The 18,443-nt window shown below is 38.7% G+C and carries 17 protein-coding genes and 1 other RNA gene; 13 read left to right on the forward strand and 5 right to left on the reverse strand.

What is annotated here, in order from left to right; all coding sequences use genetic code 11:
• Position 1 precedes the first annotated feature (1 nt).
• The 4 genes from AABK36_RS02825 to AABK36_RS02840 are packed head-to-tail and all read left to right on the forward strand — an operon-like array spanning position 2 to position 4,550.
• Positions 2–514, forward strand: coding sequence for a DUF4381 domain-containing protein (locus AABK36_RS02825; RefSeq protein WP_309937512.1), 513 nt, complete (start codon positions 2–4; stop codon positions 512–514).
• On the forward strand, positions 507–1,496 hold the full coding sequence (locus AABK36_RS02830) for a VWA domain-containing protein (RefSeq protein WP_309937513.1): 990 nt from the start codon (positions 507–509) through the stop codon (positions 1,494–1,496). The genes AABK36_RS02825 and AABK36_RS02830 overlap by 8 nt, the downstream gene beginning before the upstream one ends.
• A 7-nt stretch (positions 1,497–1,503) precedes the next feature.
• Positions 1,504–3,231: a vWA domain-containing protein gene (locus AABK36_RS02835; protein WP_309937514.1), complete on the forward strand. Its 1,728-nt coding sequence runs from the start codon at positions 1,504–1,506 to the stop codon at positions 3,229–3,231.
• Positions 3,225–4,550, forward strand: a complete 1,326-nt coding sequence (locus AABK36_RS02840) for a BatD family protein (RefSeq protein ID WP_309937515.1) — start codon at positions 3,225–3,227, stop codon at positions 4,548–4,550. The genes AABK36_RS02835 and AABK36_RS02840 overlap by 7 nt, the downstream gene beginning before the upstream one ends.
• 52 nt (positions 4,551–4,602) lie before the next feature.
• Here AABK36_RS02840 and eno read toward each other — a convergent pair whose 3' ends face one another.
• The 4 genes from eno to AABK36_RS02860 form a co-directional block, all read right to left on the reverse strand.
• Positions 4,603–5,874 (reverse strand): phosphopyruvate hydratase, encoded by a 1,272-nt coding sequence (eno, locus tag AABK36_RS02845; RefSeq protein ID WP_309937516.1) that lies wholly within the window; start codon positions 5,872–5,874, stop codon positions 4,603–4,605.
• A 151-nt stretch (positions 5,875–6,025) separates the two neighbouring features.
• A complete protein-coding gene (locus tag AABK36_RS02850; protein ID WP_309937517.1) occupies positions 6,026–6,547 on the reverse strand; it encodes a hypothetical protein in 522 nt (173 codons plus the stop codon).
• 311 nt (positions 6,548–6,858) lie between these two features.
• Positions 6,859–7,228, reverse strand: a transfer-messenger RNA (tmRNA) gene (ssrA, locus tag AABK36_RS02855).
• 390 nt (positions 7,229–7,618) lie between these two features.
• On the reverse strand, positions 7,619–8,683 hold the full coding sequence (locus tag AABK36_RS02860) for a DUF6588 family protein (RefSeq protein ID WP_309937518.1): 1,065 nt from the start codon (positions 8,681–8,683) through the stop codon (positions 7,619–7,621).
• A gap of 196 nt (positions 8,684–8,879) precedes the next feature.
• Between AABK36_RS02860 and AABK36_RS02865 the strand changes: the two genes are divergently transcribed.
• The 5 genes from AABK36_RS02865 (at position 8,880) to AABK36_RS02885 (ending at position 13,346) form a co-directional block, all read left to right on the forward strand.
• Positions 8,880–9,509, forward strand: a complete 630-nt coding sequence (locus AABK36_RS02865; protein WP_309937519.1) for a peroxiredoxin — start codon at positions 8,880–8,882, stop codon at positions 9,507–9,509.
• Positions 9,510–9,620: 111 nt separating this feature from the next.
• The gene (locus tag AABK36_RS02870) at positions 9,621–10,877 is read left to right on the forward strand and encodes a 3-deoxy-D-manno-octulosonic acid transferase (RefSeq protein ID WP_309937520.1); all 1,257 of its coding nucleotides are present in this window, start codon (positions 9,621–9,623) and stop codon (positions 10,875–10,877) included.
• A 9-nt stretch (positions 10,878–10,886) separates the two neighbouring features.
• The gene (gene rsgA / locus AABK36_RS02875) at positions 10,887–11,816 is read left to right on the forward strand and encodes a ribosome small subunit-dependent GTPase A (RefSeq protein WP_309937933.1); all 930 of its coding nucleotides are present in this window, start codon (positions 10,887–10,889) and stop codon (positions 11,814–11,816) included.
• Positions 11,817–11,910: 94 nt separating this feature from the next.
• Positions 11,911–12,861, forward strand: coding sequence for a calcium/sodium antiporter (locus AABK36_RS02880; protein ID WP_309937522.1), 951 nt, complete (start codon positions 11,911–11,913; stop codon positions 12,859–12,861).
• Positions 12,862–12,887: 26 nt separating this feature from the next.
• Positions 12,888–13,346, forward strand: a complete 459-nt coding sequence (locus tag AABK36_RS02885; RefSeq protein WP_309937523.1) for a hypothetical protein — start codon at positions 12,888–12,890, stop codon at positions 13,344–13,346.
• Between the two features lies 1 nt (position 13,347).
• Here the strand turns inward: AABK36_RS02885 and ispF are convergent, their stop codons facing one another.
• Complete coding sequence (gene ispF, locus AABK36_RS02890) at positions 13,348–13,830, reverse strand: 2-C-methyl-D-erythritol 2,4-cyclodiphosphate synthase (protein WP_309937524.1); 483 nt, start codon at positions 13,828–13,830, stop codon at positions 13,348–13,350.
• Positions 13,831–13,950: 120 nt separating this feature from the next.
• Here ispF and AABK36_RS02895 point away from each other — a divergent pair, with 120 nt between their 5' ends.
• The 4 genes from AABK36_RS02895 (at position 13,951) to dnaJ (ending at position 18,377) form a co-directional block, all read left to right on the forward strand.
• Positions 13,951–15,315 carry a YihY/virulence factor BrkB family protein gene (locus AABK36_RS02895; protein WP_309937525.1) on the forward strand — a complete coding sequence of 455 codons (1,365 nt, stop codon included), beginning with the start codon at positions 13,951–13,953 and terminating at the stop codon, positions 15,313–15,315.
• Between the two features lie 170 nt (positions 15,316–15,485).
• Positions 15,486–16,478: a GTPase ObgE gene (obgE, locus tag AABK36_RS02900; RefSeq protein ID WP_309937526.1), complete on the forward strand. Its 993-nt coding sequence runs from the start codon at positions 15,486–15,488 to the stop codon at positions 16,476–16,478.
• Between the two features lie 129 nt (positions 16,479–16,607).
• Positions 16,608–17,201 carry a nucleotide exchange factor GrpE gene (locus AABK36_RS02905; RefSeq protein ID WP_309937527.1) on the forward strand — a complete coding sequence of 198 codons (594 nt, stop codon included), beginning with the start codon at positions 16,608–16,610 and terminating at the stop codon, positions 17,199–17,201.
• A gap of 33 nt (positions 17,202–17,234) precedes the next feature.
• Positions 17,235–18,377 (forward strand): molecular chaperone DnaJ, encoded by a 1,143-nt coding sequence (gene dnaJ / locus AABK36_RS02910; protein WP_309937528.1) that lies wholly within the window; start codon positions 17,235–17,237, stop codon positions 18,375–18,377.
• Positions 18,378–18,443 lie beyond the last annotated feature (66 nt).

The raw sequence follows: 18,443 nt of genomic DNA on the forward strand, positions 1-18,443 counted from the left end.
TATGCTGATTGATATAATTCAAAGCGATTTGATTGGCGATTCATTGAAAAGCCTTGCTTCAACAGCAGAGCTTCATCCCATATTGGAGCCGGAAGCAGTGAGTTTTAGTTTTGATACGCTAGGTTGGAAGATCGTTTTTGTTCTGATGTTTTTATTGGTTTTAGGTTTGCTATGGATGCTTGTCAGTTGGTATAGAGCTAATGCTTACAGAAGAGAAGCTTTACGTTTGGTGGATGAATTTGAGGCTAGCGAAAATTCAAACGAAGCGAAAGTCGCCGAATCGTTGAAAATTCTGAAGAGCCTGGCAATATTGAAATTTGGCAGAGACAAAGTCGCGGCTTTGAAAGGGAAGGAATGGCTTGTTTACCTTGAAAGTTTGGCTTCTGGCAAAGTTAGCTTGATAAAGTTTGATACGATGATTAACAAAGCTTTGTATAGCAGTGGTGCCTTGGATGCCAATGAAGTGATGGAGTTTAATGATAATGTGAAAAAGTGGATTAGAACTCATGCCTGATAACTTAGAATTTGCCCATATATGGGTATTTGTGTTGTTGCCATTGCCGATTTTGATTTATTGGCTAATGCCGCCTTTGAGAATGAAATCTTCTTCATTGTCATTTCCAAATTTTAAAAAGACCTCTGAATATTCCGGACAAAAACCCAAAAAAGCAGCCAGTATAAAGAAAAAAAATGCATTCATATACTTGATGTTATTTATTATTTGGAGTGTTTTGATAGTCGCATTAGCTGCTCCTGAATTGGTCGGAAAGCCAGAGTTGAAGATTAAAGAGTCAAGGAATTTTTTGATTGTGGCTGATATCTCGTTCAGCATGGCTCAAACGGATTGGGTCGTGGATGGTCAAAAAGTAAGACGTTGGGATGCCGTGAAAAATGTGATTCATGACTTTATAGGAAAAAGAGAGGGGGATCGAATGGGTTTGATATTCTTTGGAAGCGATGCCTTTATTCAAGCGCCATTTACCCCGGATTTGGAAGTCGTAAGCAAGATGCTGGATGAGGCTGATGTGGGAATGGCCGGACAACGTACTATGATCGGCAAAGCTATAGTAAAAGGTGTTGAAATGTTTAAGGAAGACACCATTCAATCTAAAGTTATGCTTGTGTTGACTGATGGAATTGATGCAGGAGTAGATATACAACCTCTTGACGCTGCTGAAATAGCCAAGTCGGATTCCATTCAGATTTATACTATAGGAATAGGAGATCCGAGTCGACCTGAATCGGATTTGGATGAAGAGACGCTTAAAGATGTCGCAGAGCTAACCGAAGCGAAATATTTCCTTGGAACGGATACTGAAGAACTGGAAAAAGTCTATGCCGAATTGGATGAACTTGAGCCGATCGAATACGAGGAGGAGTCATATGTTCCCAGAACACCTTTGTACCAATTCCCTTTAGCAATTGCAGTTTTGTTGATGCTTCTTTTTGGTGGATTGGGAAGTTTAGTGTCATTGTTTAAGAAAATTAAAAATTAAGCAGGATATGTTTTGGAGTGAATTAAATATCGACTGGGAAGCTTTTCACTTTTTAAGGGAAACAGTCTTATGGCTGTTGATTCCATTGCTCGTGATTTATGTTTTGAGTGTTTGGGGTGTTCGTGATAGTGTGAAATGGTCCAGAGTTATCCCAGCTCATTTGAAGCCTTATTTAGTCAAGAAAGGAAGCGAAAACTTAAAGCTCGGGCTATTGACATTGAGCTTTCTAGCTATGACCATAGGAATATTAGGTTTGGCCGGACCGACATGGGACAAGGTGCAAGTGCCCGGTCAAAAGGTTGAGTCGCCGATGGTAATTGCTTTAGATCTTTCTCAGAGCATGCTCTGCGATGATGTGCAACCGACCAGACTTGATCGAGCAAAATTTAAAATAAGGGATCTGATAAAACAAGACCCTAAGGCTAGAATTGCTTTGATGGTATTTGCAGGATCATCCCATACAGTGGTTCCGTTGACAAAAGATTATAAAATTATCGAATCTTATTTGGAAGGCTTAAGTCCTTCGATAATGCCGTTAAGAGGTTCGGACATAGCGTCTGCTTTGAATATGACGGATACCATAGTTGGAAGTATTGAAGCCCCTTCCACTTTAGTGTTTTTAACAGATGATTTCACAGATGAGAGTTTTGAAATGTTCCAAAATTATTCTACCAAGTTTAATGGTGAGGTTGTCATCATGCCAATGAGTACTCCAACTGGAGCTGAAGTTCCTGCTTTTAATGGTAGAGGAGCTTTGAGGGTTGATGGAAAGGTAGTGTATTCCAGCTTGGATCAAGAAATAGTGAAAAAATTAGAGAGCAAGGAGGGGATAACAATAAGCCCTTTGACCCTAGATGATAGCGATATGGAAATTATAGCTGATAATGTTCGTTCCGAGTTGGTTTTTCAAAGCGAGAAAAATGAAGAAAAGGATCAATGGATCGACAGAGGATATTGGTTGATGATTCCTTTAGTTGTTATTGTGTTAATGTTGTTCAGGAAAGGCGTTGTTTTATATTCATTGTCGATATTGATGCTATGCGCAGGATGTTCTTATGATCGACCGACAAAGTTCAATGATTTATGGGCTAGCAAGGATTATCAAGGGCAAGTATTGCAAGACCATGAAAAGTATGAGTTGGCGGCTGAGAGGTATCAAAACCCTCTTCGTAAAGGAATTGCATACTATAAGTCTGGTGATTACGCTAATGCGATCAAGGCTTTTTCTGAAGACACTACGGCAATGGGGCAGTATAATTTGGGGTTAGCTTATTATAAGTCCGGCAACTTGGAAGGAGCTGAGATTTCATTTCAAAAGGCTTTGGAATTGGATCCGGCAATGAGCATTGCTGTCGAAAATAGTGAAGTTGTTTCACAATTGATGCAGGGTGAAAATGAAGTGTCATTAGAGCAAGCCCAAGAAGCTAATAATGAAAAAGGCAATGCCCAAAATTTGGAGAATACTAGTCCTGAGGACTTAGGTGGAGGAGGACAAGAAGCCACTAAAGAGGATATGGAAAAAGGACGGCTTGAAGAAACTGTGGCAACGGACATTCGATTAGGAAAAGAACTGGAAGAAGTGCCTGAGGACCTTGGAGCTATTGGAAAACAAGATATGCAAAAAATATTGATTAGAGATACTGAAGACGATCCGACCTCTTTTTTGAGGAAAAAATTTGCGTATCAAGTGAAAGAAGAGAAAATCGCAACTAAAAATCCCGACAAAGTATGGTAAGGAGCATTTCAGTTTTATATTTCATTTTGCTGACTAGCCTATTGGCTACCATAGAGGGAGTGGCTCAAGGGCACTTGTTTGCTGATGTGAAAGTCAATAAAAGGTCGGCTTATGTCGGAGAGCCAATAGAAGTCGTAGTTGGAGTCTATACCTCCACATGGTTTACCAAAGGAGTGGATTTACAGAATTTAAAAGTTGATGGAGCATTTTCTGTGTACTTTAGATCTGTGAGTATCACGCAGAATATTAAAGGGAAAAACTACGCAGGAGTGCAGTTTATTTACAATGTGTTTCCTTACGAGGATGTCCCTTTGGAAATTCCATCGCTTACCATCAAGGTGGAAACTCCTGATGAAGGAGATTACAAAGGGAAGCCTCAAGAAGTCAAGACAAGGCCTGTATCTGTGTCAGTGAAATCAATTCCCAAGGATATTGAATTTTCGGATTGGCTGGTGACATCCAGTTTGAATGTCGGAGATCGTTGGTCTAAAAATGTGCAGAAGGTTAAAGTGGGAGATGTGTTGGAGCGTTCTATAAGTCGAACTGCTCAAGGAACGATTTATCAAATGATTCCTGAAGTTGAATGGGATTCGGTAGCTGGCGTAAGTATTTATCCTGGAAGAGCCGATTTTGATACTAAGAAGACTTCCGTGGATATTAGGGGGATGAGGACTGATAGATGTAGTTATTTGTTTGAAAAAGAAGGAACAGTGACTATTCCAGAAAAAGTTGTTTATTGGTGGAATCCCTCTCATCAAAGGCTTTATAAAAGAACCCTGAAGGCAAGAACTTTTGAAGTTGAGCCTAATCCAAATTTGGGAATGATTGCTTCTTTGAGGGATTCCTTGGCAATTGAAAATGAACAAACGGAAATTGAAATTGAAGAACAGAAACCCGATTATAAATCAATGGCAAAAAATGGAATTTTGTATTTGATAGGTTTCGTGTTGATCGTCATTTTATTCAAATGGGTATTAATTCCTTGTGTGAAATGGATGAGAGCTAAGCATCATGCGTATGAAAATTCCGAAAAAAAGGCGTTTGAAGAGTTTTTGAAAGCGATAAAATCTGGACAAAGAGAAGATATATGGAATAAAGCTTATGTTTGGAAGTCAAAACTTGGTGTTGCTGAAACTTCTATTGATAGTTTGATTCATGAATATGGTTCCGATAATTTACTTCGATTGTTTAGAAATTTTGAGTCTGAGAACTCGGGAAGTTCTGAGGCAATGATTGTAGAATGGAAATTGTTGCGCAAGAAAATTTTTGAAGGCAGAAAGAAACCAGTTAAGAAGATTGATTTATGGATAAATCCATAAATTTAAGTAGCGAGACTCCGTGTTTATATTCACGGAGTCTCAATTAGCTTACTTATTTCCAACGGTATTCTGATTTGCCTGCTAATATTCTTTCAATCTCAAGCAAGCGATTGTACTTGGCAATTCTTTCTCCTCTGCAGGCAGAACCTGTTTTGAGGTGGCCACCATCCATTGCTACCGCAAAATCAGATAGAAATGTGTCTTCAGTTTCACCAGAACGGTGAGATAGAAAATACCTCCAGCCAGCTTCACGACATAGTCGAACAGCTTGTATCGTTTCGCTGACTGTGCCAATTTGATTTAGCTTAATCAATGCTGAGTTCGCTGTGCCAAGCTCGATGCCTTTTTTAATGAATTTTGTATTGGTTACGAATATGTCGTCGCCAACGACTTCTATCTTGTCTCCAAACTTTTGAGTGAATCTTGAAAAGCCATCCCAATCTCCTTCCGACATAGGGTCTTCCCACAATACGATAGGGTATTTGTCAAGCCATGAAGAGCTTAAATCTATTAAATCATCCGAGCTCATTTCGCCCGCTCCTGACCAAATCATATTATAATGATTGTCAAGATTTGGGGAGAAAGAATTCGCAGCGCTGTCAACGGCTATGGAGACATCTATACCGGGTTTATAACCAGCTTTTTCAATAGCCATGACGATAAATTCGATAGCTTCTTCATTGCTACTGCAATTTGGGGCGAATCCACCTTCGTCGCCTACACTTGTTGCAAGCCCTTTGTCTTTTAGTATCGCCTTGAGTGTGTGAAAGATTTCCGCGACATATCGCAAGCCTTCGGCAAAGCATGGTGCTCCTAACGGCACCAACATGAATTCTTGAAAGTCCACACTGTTGTCAGCATGTTCGCCTCCGTTTAATATGTTCATGCAAGGTACTGGTATGCGACAGGCATTGCTTCCTCCAAGGTATTGGAAAAGAGGGATTCCTAGTGACAAAGCTGAGGCCTTAGCTACAGCCATGGATACGCTAAGTATTGCATTTGCTCCCAAGTTGGATTTCGATTCGGTGCCGTCAAGTTCGTTCATGATACTGTCGATCTCCATTTGCTTGGTAGAGTTCATTCCCTTGATTTCTTTGGCAATGATATTTTCCACGTTCATGCAAGCACTTTTTACTCCTTTTCCTCCGTATCTTTCTTCATTGTCTCTGAGTTCAACAGCTTCGTTCATACCTGTGGAGGCTCCGGATGGAACTGTTGAGAAAGTCTTGGTGCCATCTTCCAGTTCGACGTAAGTTCTTACAGTAGGATTTCCGCGGGAGTCGAGCACTTCAAGCGATTCAATATTTTTGATGATGGTTTTCATATTGGCATGAGTATTTAAAACTGGTTAAATAACTCTGCTGAAAAGGGAATGTTGTTGACGAGGGTATCGATTGAGGCTGTAAATAAAAATGCTTTTCCAATAGCCATCAGAAAAGCACTTCATTTAAAATTAATTAAAAAGTCTAAAAGCATTATAGAGTGGTTTTTGTCAGTTCGTTGTTTTTATTGGATTGTGAAAAATTTTCAAAATGCCCTTTAAAGTATGCTAAAGCTTTTTTAAAACCATTTAGAGATAGTTTAGAAGATTTTTCTCCAACGACAAAATGCAATTGCTTGGAAGGCTTTAAGCATTCAATCAAAGAGTCAGTGTTTAGCTCCATTTTTTCTTTGGTATTCGCATAAAGATTTATAACAGAATAAAATTCATAGCTATTAGTCTTCATTCCTACTTGGCAGCTTCCTAAAGAACAACCTAAATTCTCGACAAGCAGATAAGACACTGGATGATGGACATTGACATCTAATGCTAATTTGACTTTCATTCCATTTGGCCCCTCTATCGTTCTTTGCGCAAGAATTTCATTTTCAAATTCATGATCATGGATCGTCCAACCATCAGATAGTTGATAGTCATGAGATCCTGTAATAAAGAACTTGTATGCAATTGTGTATACAATATAGGAGAGGGTTATAATGATTATTAAATTGATCATGGCTATATAGGTTAAGTTGAACATAGTGTTCTATCCGAGGCTTTGCCATCGAATCATATCATAAGTTACTCATAATCAATGAAATGAAAAATCTGTAAAATCATCTGATAAGATGCTTTTAATCAGTTAATTAGTGGTGTTTTTTTGAAACCTTTTTTAAAATGATAATTAGGATGCATAAACTTTATTATAGCTATCAGAGTGGACCTTGTGAAGAAGATAGAGCTATATATTTCAGGCATAAAAAAAGGGTCAATCTTTTAGATTACCCTTGATTACCAATTTCTAAATTTCGCTTTAAAAAAAAACTAATGTGGAGCCGGTGGGTTTCGAACCCACGTCCAGATAAGGAATAAAGTATGCTTTCTACATGCTTAGGCTAAGTTTGATTTTCGAAGAACGCCATCCCCTAGCCAAGGATTCGACTTTCTCTTATTCGTTTAATTTCGCTTCTATGCCACGAATTCATAGTCGCTAGATCCGTGAGTTGATGCCTTTGGTAGTCGGATGGACGGATCAAAGATCCGACAAAGACACATAGCTACTAATTCTAAATTAGGCAGCTAGGGCGTAGTTATTTTCGCCAATTATAAAGTTGAGCGTCTTAGTTACGGGAATTACGCACAAAATCCCGACATGCTTACACCTCCATTACACATACTGTCAACTCCATTCGGCCCCATTAGTGTATTGGATTTGCGAAGGTAATATCTCTAATCCTATTTTTCAATAATTATTTGTTTTTTATTTCGTGTTGTACGTTAAGCATTTTAAGGAATTTTTATGCGCATAAATTTTTTTCAACCTTTTTTAGCCGAATATGTATTTTTTTTAAAAAAATAAAATTCAATAAATGGTGTGTAATTGGTTGTTTTTTAGTGATTTACGATTTATTTTTTGCTTTGAGATATAGTTTTGATAAAAATTATTTAAAAAAATCACAAAGGTGGGTTACCTTTTTAATGCGAGATGTATATACCTATACATAACACATTTATTCATACACCTGTTAGAAGTTTAGTCTGCAAAGGAACCTTCAAGTTTTGAAGGTTTTTTTCTTTTTAAGCCATCTTATCTTATGTGGTTAATGCCAAGTGAAAAGTGCATGCTTTGATAAGCTTGGAGTGAATACGAAAAACCAAAACTAACTACTGACACATTAATATTGAAGCCTACATTGCCTCTCACGCTTCCTTTGTTATAGCCAACGGATACCGGATCTTGCTCAGTATATTCCAACCCATTTAATGTGTAATTATACAGGCCTTTCATAGTCAAATCTGATTTGTAATTGTCATAGCCTACGAGAGCGAATACTTCTATGAATGAAAATTCCTTTGATGCTAAAAGTTGAGCAGTGATAGTCCAGCTGTCGACTTGAAGCAACGGATCGTCTTCATATTTGGTGTTTTGACTTTGTTCAATACCCATTTGCACCTTTCCATAGCTGAATGCGAGCACTGTGGCGATATCAACAGGCAAGGCGCCTTCTCCTGTTCCAAACCAATTGCTTGTCGAAAGTTTGAACCCTCCTCCATAGCTTATCGTTCGTATAGCTTTGTTGCCAATATTTGGAGTGAAGCGGAATAATATGTCCGTATTGGGAAGAACTCCTACAGAACCTTGTATCAATGGCATAGCGTAGAAATTCCCTCCATTTACGCCTTTCAAGTCTATGCCATGAGGCACGCCGACTATTCCACTGGCAGGATCTATGGTTATATCGGTTCGGTTTTGAACTTGCCTGTAGAATGTTATAGAGTCTTGCCCAGGGATTGGGTTATTGCCAGTGATGGTAGGCAAGCTTGCCGATGTCTTTCCATTGACAGTAAGCCCCACATATTGGGCGGAGTCAAAGTCGAACATACGCTCATTTTTTGGAATATAGACATTGTTCAAGATGAATTTCACTTCAAACCCGCCAGTGTTATGGGCCTTGGCGCTGGAAGTCCAAGCGCCTCCCAAGCCTGTGCCAATGGCTTCGGTGATTGAACGACCATAATTATCGAGATATACTTCTCTGCTTCTAGGGTCGAAAGGAACTATTTGGTCGATATCTGTTCGCTGGGCGTAAGCCACAGTCTTGAGAAGAGCGAGCAAAATCAATAAAATAAATATACGAATGAAATCATGCATAGAATCGTCTGTATGGCATTATATGAGCTTTTGTCATTTATAGACGCAAGCGATTTATTTATAAAAAAAATCAATGCTATATTTTGTTTGAAAATTATCTAATATTCGAAAGTATTTTGATATTTGTAATAATCGCAAATGTGTGTTTTGCGTGAGAAAATGATCAATCAAATATTACCATAAAAAAAATCAAGCTATGACATTAGTAGGAAAAAAAGCTCCATTGTTTTCAGCGCCGGCAGTAATCAACGGTGAGGAAATTGTTTCGGATTTTTCTTTAGAGCAATTCATCGGAAAGAATGAAGTAGTATTCTTCTTCTATCCAAAAGATTTTACTTTTGTATGCCCTACGGAAATTTTAGCTTTCCAAGAGAAACTTGCTGAGTTTGAAAAAAGAGGAGTAAAAGTGATCGGTGCTTCAACTGATACTGAAGAGACTCACTTGGCGTGGTTATGCACTTCTAAAGATAACGGTGGTATCGAAGGTGTTACTTATCCTTTGGTTGCTGACGTTGCTAAGACTATCGCTGCTAACTTCGGTGTATTGGCTGGTGATTGGGATTACACTGAAGAAGGTCAGTTGACTTTCGCTGGTGCTCCTATCGCATTCAGAGGAACTTTCCTTATTGACAAAGAAGGTGTAGTAAGACATGAGACAGTTAATGATTTCCCTCTAGGTAGAAATATCGACGAGATGATTCGTCTTGTTGATGCTTTGCAATATGTTGAGAAGCATGGCGAAGTTTGTCCTGCAAACTGGGAAGAAGGTAAAGAAGCAATGCAAGCTACAAAAGAAGGCGTTGCTGAGTACTTGTCTAATCACTAAGGGTTAGAATATTAGTATTGAAATTTATTTGCTTTAAATGAAGCGATATAAATGAATAGCTCTCTGTTTTCAGAGAGCTTTTTTTATTTTTGCGATTCAATACGAAGAATTATGCAAAAGTTTCTTTACGATATATTTATTCTCTTGCTCAAATTGGGAACGACTATAGGCTCTTTGTTCAATGCGAAGCTTAAGTTGTTTGTGAATGGAAGAGCCGGAACATTTTCAAAATTGGAGGATGCCTCATTTGACAAATCGGATCAAGTGGCTTGGTTTCATTGTGCATCATTAGGGGAGTTTGAACAAGCTAGGCCTGTTTTGGAGGCGTTCAAGGAAAAATATCCTGATTTTAAAATAGCATTGTCGTTTTTCTCTCCTTCAGGATATGAGGTTCGGAAGAATTATGACAAGGCGGATGTTGTCTTTTATTTGCCTTATGACACTAAGGCAAATGCCGTTAAGCTATTGGATATGCTTCAGCCTCGGGTAGTATTTTTTGTAAAATACGATTTTTGGTATCATGCGCTTAGAGAAGTAAATGAAAGGAATATTCCTTTAGTTTTGTTTTCCGCTATATTTAGAGAAAGCCAGCCTTTCTTTAAAAACTACGGAGGCTTGCATCGTGGCATGTTGACTTTTTTTGATGAAATTTTTGTTCAGAATGAAGATTCGAAACAGTTGCTGGAGTCTATAAATATTAATCATGTTAAAGTTGGCGGGGATACGCGTTGCGATAGAGTGGAGCAGATTAGATTGGGAAGAAATGATATTCCTGTCATGGAGAGGTTCAAAGCTGAAGATCAATTGATGGTTGTGGGCAGCAGTTGGCCTTCGGATATTGAAGTGCTGGCTCCATTTATGAATTCAATGAAAAATAAGCCATTGAAGTTCGCTATTGCCCCCCATAATTTGAAAGAACATGAAATAGTGGAAATGGAGAGGCTGCTGGCTGAATTGAATCCTGTAAGGTATTCTTCATGCAATGAGAAAAATGATTTTGAAACGCATCAAGTGATTGTCATTGATAATTTTGGAATGCTTTCCAGTCTTTATGGTTATGCTGAATTAGCCTATGTAGGCGGCGCTTTTAATAAAGGACTCCATAATACATTGGAAGCTGCAGTGTTTGGTATTCCAGTATTTTGGGGAGATGACCCTACCAATGATAAATTTCAAGAAGCGAAAGATTTGCTTAAGTCTGGAGGAGGTGTTGTGATAAAAGATTCATCAGAGCTTTCTGATATTGTAAATAAAATGATTGAAAAACCTGAATTGGCCCAAAAAGCAGGGAAAGCATCCCGCGCTTATTTAGAGAAAAGCATTGGCGCCACTGATTTAGTAATGGAATATATAAATAAGAAGCTGTAAGTTATGTCAATGTATAAAGGACTTGTATTGCGTTCAACTGGATCTTGGTATGATGTGAAGATGGATGATGGGCGTGTTTTGAAGTGTAGATTGAGAGGAAAGTTCAAAATCAAGGGCTTGAAAGTGACCAACCCATTGGCGGTTGGGGACTTTGTGAAGTTTGAAATCGAAGAGAAGAACGATCAGGAATCAGGCGTGATCAAGGAGATTTTGCCAAGAGAGAATTATTTGATCAGACAGTCTACGAGGAAAGCTCATCATGTGCATATAATCGCAGCTAATTTGGATCAAGCAGTGTTGGTCGCTACGTTGGTTATGCCTCGCACGAGCTTTGGCTTTATTGACAGGTTTTTGGTTTCCGCTGAAGCTTATCATATTTCTACGGTTATTGCATTTAACAAAACTGATTTGTTGGAAGAAGAAGACTTGGAGTATCAAAGGGATGTGATGAAGATGTATGAAGGGATAGGCTATGAATGCATTGAAATTTCAGCGGAAACAGGCTATAATATTGATGCGTTCGAAGCATTGCTGAAAGGAAAGAAGACGCTTTTATCAGGTCATTCAGGCGTAGGAAAATCTACTTTGATCAATAGAATAGCCCCTGAAATCGAACAAAGAACCAATGAAATTTCAGCCTTTGCGAATAAAGGAATGCACACGACCACCTTTGCGGAGATGTTTGAAATAGAAGATGATACTTATATTATTGATACCCCTGGGATAAAAGAATTGGGTCTGGTGCATATTGAGCCAGAAGAGTTGGCAGGTTTGTTTCCTGAAATGAGAGATATGACAGGAGAATGCAGGTTTTACAATTGCAAGCATGACAAAGAGCCCGGTTGCGTGGTGAAGCAAGCCGTGAAAGAAGGCAGAATAGCGATTCCCAGGTATGAAAGCTATTTGAGCATGTTAAATGGTGAGGATAATAGAAAATAACATTTCGGATAAAAATGAAAATAAATCATGCTTTGCGGAGAAATAATGGTTTGTTTTTTTGTTAAGCTAATAAAGTGGATAAAAATACATTACAATGTTAACACATATTGCTTTATTAGTTATAGGTTTGGCGATTCTTATACTTGGAGGTGAATTTTTAGTAAGGGGTGCTTGTAGAATTGCTTTGAATTATAAAATTCCGACTTTGGTTGTAGGTTTGACAGTAATAGCTTTTGGAACTTCAGCTCCTGAGTTGTTCATTAGCACAATATCAGCCTTGAATGGAAGTTCTGATTTAGCAGTGGGAAATGTTATAGGCTCGAACATCTGCAATTTGGCTTTAGTATTAGGAGTTACAGGCTTGATTTACCCTATCAAAGTAGAGAAAAGCAGCTTGACTGTTGATTGGCCTGTTACAATGGGAAGCAGTCTCTTGTTGTATGTGTTTGTAAAGGAAGGTGCTCTGGAAGCTTATGAAGGAGCTATTTTCATATTTTTGTTAATTATTTACTTGTCGTTTACTATATACCAAGGAATGAAGCATTCCAAAGAGTTTGCTGCGGATGATGAAGTCATTGAAGCTGTTAATAATCCATACCCTATGTGGAAGAGTTTTTCTTTGGTAATTCTAGGGATGCTTGGTTTGTATTTTGGAGCGGAATGGTTTGTGGTTGGTTCTCAAAATATTGCTTTGAAATGGGGAGTCTCAGAGCGAGTTGTAGGAGTTACAGTGGTCGCTTTAGGGACAAGCTTGCCTGAATTGGTTACCTCGGTGATTGCAGCTTCAAAAAAACAAACAGACTTGGCTTTGGGGAACTTATTAGGCTCAAATATTTTTAATATCCTTTCCATATTGGGAATTACTTCAATAATCAAGACAATAAAGGTGAGTGAGAAAATGATAAATGTTGATATGGTTTGGATGTTAGCGATTACAGCCTTGGTGTTTCCGTTGATGTTGACTAGGAAGAAAGTAGATCAAGTGGAAGGTGGGGTTTTAATTTTTGTCTATTTGTTTTACATATATACAGTTGTAATTGGGTGAAAAAGATAAATTTAGTTTGAGTTGTTATGGAAGAATGGTATCTATTTAAATGGTTGACGGCGTATTTTTCAAGTATGTTCAAGTTTGTGGGAGGGCCTGCATTAGGAACCGCTTTTGGCTTGAGCTATTTTGAAATGGTATTAGCTACAGCTTTGGGTATGATGACTTCGGTGTTTTTAATTACTTTTTTTCACAAATTTATCAGACGAGTGGTGAAGAAAATACGAGGAAAAAATGTCCGCGTATTTTCAAGGAATTCAAGAAGGTTTGTGAGAGTGTGGAAGCGATATGGAGTTTTTGGAATCTCTTTATTGACTCCTCTAGTGTTTACACCTATTGGAGGAGCTTTGTTAGCGGTGTCATTCGGTGCTAAAAGATCGAAAATTCTTCTTTATATGACCATAAGCGCTTTTTTCTGGGCATTTGTTATCTGCGGTTTTTTTGAGGAAATAGCAGAGTTGATCAATCTTGAAATCAGATTATAGATTATTTTTTGTAAATCAAAACTGTTGCATATGCGGATATGCCTTCCTCTCTTCCAACAAAGCTAAGTTTCTCGGTTGTCGTGGCTTTGATGGATAAATCTTCAGAGTCGATTTCCATTACTTCGCTGAGGCATGAAATCATATTTGGTATATGAGGGTTCACTTTAGGCTGTTGCAAGCAAATTGTAGAGTCAATATTCCCAACTTCATATCCAGCTTCCCTGATAATATTCATTACTTCTTTAAGCAAGATTTTGCTGTCGATTCCTTTGTATTTGGGATCTTTGTCGGAAAAATGGTAGCCAATGTCGCGCTTGTTGGCAGCACCAAGCAAAGCGTCGCAAATGACATGAATAAGCACATCCGCATCTGAATGTCCTACCGCTCCTTTTGTATGCGGAACTTTGATCCCGCCAAGCCAAAGGTCATATCCTTCTTTAAGTTGATGCACATCATAGCCGAATCCTGTTCTGAATTTTATCATCTTTGTATGGTTTTCGTTTTAATTAAATCTATGCAAGTTGATATTACTTGGCTTATTTTATAGTAAATTTAGCAACAAATATCTTCATTAGTAATTTTTTTATAAGCAGAAGTTCATAATATGAAGTTGATAAAAGCCTATGATCAGTTATTAGAATGGATTCGTCAGTTCAATGTGAATGACTTTTTCAGGCGTAGAATGTGGATGATTGACAAGAGCCAGATGTCATGGAGCCATCGGTTCGGCATTGATTCATTGCAGGTTTTATGGATTGCTATTAAAAGTTATATTGATGATCGAAGCGATTTGAAAGCTTCAGGTTTGACCTATTATACATTGCTTTCGATCGTTCCTTTATTTTCATTGGCATTCGCTATCGCTAAAGGTTTTGGCTACGACCAGCTTTTGGAAAAGGAGATCATGATATATTTTTCAGGGCATGAGGAGATTGCTATTCAGGTAGTCGCTTTCGCTAGAAAAATGCTTGATAATACCAAAGGAGGACCTTTGGCAATATTTGGAGCCGTGGTGTTGTTGTATTCCACGATGAGGTTGCTTTATAATATTGAGGAGACTTTCGCGGACATATGGGATTTGAAGAAGTCAAGGCCTTTGGGAAGGCGCTTTTCTGATTACATGACTATTTTGATGATTGCTCCTTTGCTGATGATTCTATCGGGTAGTATTACGATTTATATAACTTCCCAAATTGAAAGAGTCTCTTCCGAGCATGAATGGATAAGCTATGCCAGCCCGTTTTTATTGTTTTTGATCAGGTTGGTGCCTTACGCTATTGTTTGGATGGCTTTTATTGTTCTGTATATTATCATGCCTTACACTAAGGTTAGATTGAAGCCGGCTTTGATAGCAGGAATAGTCGCCGGTACAATGTATCAGCTCGTTCAATGGGGGTTGATAACTTTTCAAGTAGGTGTTTCTAGGTACAATGCTATTTATGGCAGTTTTGCGGCCTTGCCTTTATTTCTGATCTGGCTGCAGATCAGTTGGTCTATATTCATGATTGGCGGGCAGATATCATATGCTGTGCAGAATTTGAAGAACTTTTCTTTTACCAAAGGCAAGCTGGATGTAAGTCATAATGAAAGACATTTGCTGGCTCTATTAGTGATGAAAGATATTGTCGATTGCTTTAAGCAAGGCAAGCATGACGCTGTGGTTAAGAGTATTTCTCAAAGGTTGACTATTCCCATGTACTATGTGTTTATGACAATTGAAGTTCTTAAAAAGGCGAATCTTGTTCATGAGGTGGACGATTTGGGAGGCAAAGGGAATAAAGGCTTTGTGCCAGCGATTTCAACCGATAAGATTTCAGTGTTTTATATACTTGAGCAGATGGACAAGAAAGGCAAAGACCATATATCTTTTCCTGATACTGAAGAAATCAAAGATATGAAGGATAGGATGGAGTCCATTTATCAGGCTATGCAGAACAGTAAAGGTAATGTGACATTGCGCGATCTTTAAGAAAGTAGAGTTAAGCTTTTGATAAAAAAAATGCGCATATGAGCAAAGAATAGTATATTTGCAATTGCTTTTTTGAAAGCGCCTCAAAATGTTTATTTGCTGCGACTTAAAATATTAAGAATGAAGATGGCAATTTGGGGGAATGATAATGAATAATATAGATAATCAATATGGCTGGAATGAACTTTATTGACCATGTGAGACTTTGCTCTAGGTCAGGCTCGGGAGGAAATGGCTCCGTACATTTTAGAAGGGAGAAACATGTGCCCAAAGGAGGGCCTGATGGTGGCGATGGAGGTCGAGGAGGCCATATTATCGTTAGAGGTAATAGTCAGTTGTGGACTTTGCTTCACTTGAGATACCGAAAGCATGTGATTGCCGGTAATGGAGGCCATGGTGAAGGTGGAAAAAGGTTTGGCGCTGATGGAGAAGATGTGATTCTGGAAGTTCCTTTAGGCACTATCGTTAAGGATGCCGAGACAGGTGAAGTGAAAGTAGAAATTACTGAAGACGGAGAAGAGCAAATCTTGACACCAGGAGGTAGAGGTGGTTGGGGGAATGACCATTTCAAAACTGCAACAAACCAGACTCCTAGATATGCTCAAGAAGGCGGAGAAGGCTTGGAGGAATGGGTCGTTTTTGAGCTTAAGCTTCTCGCGGATGTTGGTTTGGTAGGTTTTCCAAATGCAGGAAAGTCAACGCTTCTTTCAGTGATCTCGGCTGCGAAACCTGAAATTGCCGATTATCCATTTACGACAATTGTACCTAATCTTGGAGTAGTAAAATATAGGGATTTCAAGTCTTTTGTTGTTGCTGATATTCCTGGGATTATAGAAGGCGCTGCTGAAGGCAAAGGATTAGGAACAAGGTTCTTAAGACATATTGAACGTAACTCAGTATTGTTGTTTTTGGTACCGGCTGATACGGAAGATCCAAAAAGGGAGTATAATATCTTGCTTGATGAGTTGAGACGTTATAATCCGGAGCTCCTTGATAAGAGGAGGTTGTTGGCGATTTCGAAATCCGATATGCTTGATGAGCAGATGCTTGAGGAATTTAAAGAAGAACTGCCTGATGATGTGGAAGCGATTTTTATATCTTCCGTAGCCCAGCAAGGCCTTCAAGAACTGAAGGATAGATTGTGGCAGATTATCAACGCATAGAACTGTTTTCTTGCCATTTTGTCAAGCTTTATGCAAAGAAACTGAATTTGGTGTCATATTGTCACATTTTTAGGCCTTGGCAGAAATATTGAGCAGCATTGTTGGTAACGTTTGAAAAAAGATCGAAAGATGAGCGATAATAATAAAAAAGAACAAGAAGAAAATAAAGAAACGGTTGAGAATCAAAATGAAACTCAACAGGAAAATACTGTAACAGAAGAGCCTCAAATTATTGAAAAAGAAGAGTTGAAAAAGGAAGAGGATCTTGTGGAGCAGTTGAAAAAAGACTTGGATGAAGCGAAGGATAAGTATTTGAGATTGTTTTCCGAGTTTGAGAATTTTAGAAGAAGAACAGCTAAGGAAAAAGTTGATTTGATCAATAGCGCGAGTGAGAAGGTTCTTAAGTCTTTGTTGCCTGTGATTGATGACTTTGAAAGAGCTGAAAATTCATATGCTGAGAAAGAGTCGGAAATTGATTCAAAGACAGTGATTGAAGGCACTACATTGATTTTGAATAAAATCAAAGGCGTGTTGAACAGGGAAGGTCTTGTGGAAATCGAGGTGAATGCCGGAGATGATTTTGATACTGAGATTATGGAAGCAATAACTCAGATCCCAGCGCCTACTCCAGAATTGAAAGGTAAAATTGTCGACTGTGTCGAAAAAGGTTATAAGTTGAACGACAAGGTGGTTAGATACGCCAAAGTTGTTGTCGGAGCTTAATTATTTTTAAGTCCGAAATTTGAAAATACTACTATGTCAACAAAAAGAGATTATTACGAAGTATTAGGCTTGTCGAAATCGGCAACAGCTGACGAGATAAAGAAAGCTTACAGAAAACTAGCTATAAAATATCACCCGGACAAAAACCCGGACAATCCAGAAGCTGAGGATAAATTTAAGGAAGCGGCTGAGGCTTACGAAGTGTTGAGTAATGCTGAGAAAAAGCAACGCTACGATCAATTTGGCCATGCTGGCATGGGAGGAGCCGCTGGTGGCGGTGGAATGAACATGGAGGATATTTTTTCTCAGTTCGGCGATATTTTTGGAGGTGGAAGTCCTTTTGAAAGTTTCTTTGGCGGTGGCGGCGGAGGTCGCAGGCCAAGACAAAACAAAGGGTCGAATCTTCGTATCAAGCTAAAGTTGACATTGGAAGAAGTTGCGGCTGGAGCTGAAAAGAAAATCAAGGTTAAGCGAAACGTTGAATGTTCTTCATGTGGAGGCAATGGAGCTAAGAATGGTACTGAGATCAAGTCATGCGCTACTTGCGGAGGTTCAGGCCAAGTAAGAAAAGTGGTGAATACAATGCTTGGGCAGATGGCGTCGACTTCTGTTTGTCCTTCTTGTCATGGTTCTGGAAAAGAAATCAAAGAACCTTGCGATACTTGTCATGGCAGAGGCGTTGAGCTGAAGGAAGAAGTTATCAATATCAAGATACCTGCAGGGGTAAGTGATAACATGCAACTTTCCATGTCTGGCAAAGGAAATTATCCTGAAAGAGGTGGCATCCCTGGAGATTTGCTTATCGTGATAGAAGAGATTGAGCATGAGGTGTTGAAGAGAGATGGCAACAATGTGATTTACGATTTGTATGTCAACTTTGCTGACGCTGCTTTAGGAACTTCTGTTGAGATTCCAACGATCGATGGCAAAGTCAGAATTAAAATAGATTCTGGTACGCAAAGCGGCAAAGTCTTGAGATTGAGAGGAAAGGGAATTCCTGATATCAATGGCTATGGAAGAGGTGATCAGCTTGTGCATGTGAACATTTGGACTCCAAAAGAATTGAATAAGGAAGAGAAGGAGATGATGGAGAAGCTGAAGAAATCTAAAAACTTCGAGCCTAATCCAGGGAAATCTGAAAAAGGCTTTTTCGAGAGAATGAAAGAGTTTTTCTAGTCAAACTTCTTGATAGAAATATGAAATTTTAAAGCGACATTGTATGTCGCTTTTGTTTTATGTAAC

Source organism: Aureibacter tunicatorum, assembly GCF_036492635.1.
GTDB lineage: Bacteria > Bacteroidota > Bacteroidia > Cytophagales > Cyclobacteriaceae > Aureibacter > Aureibacter tunicatorum.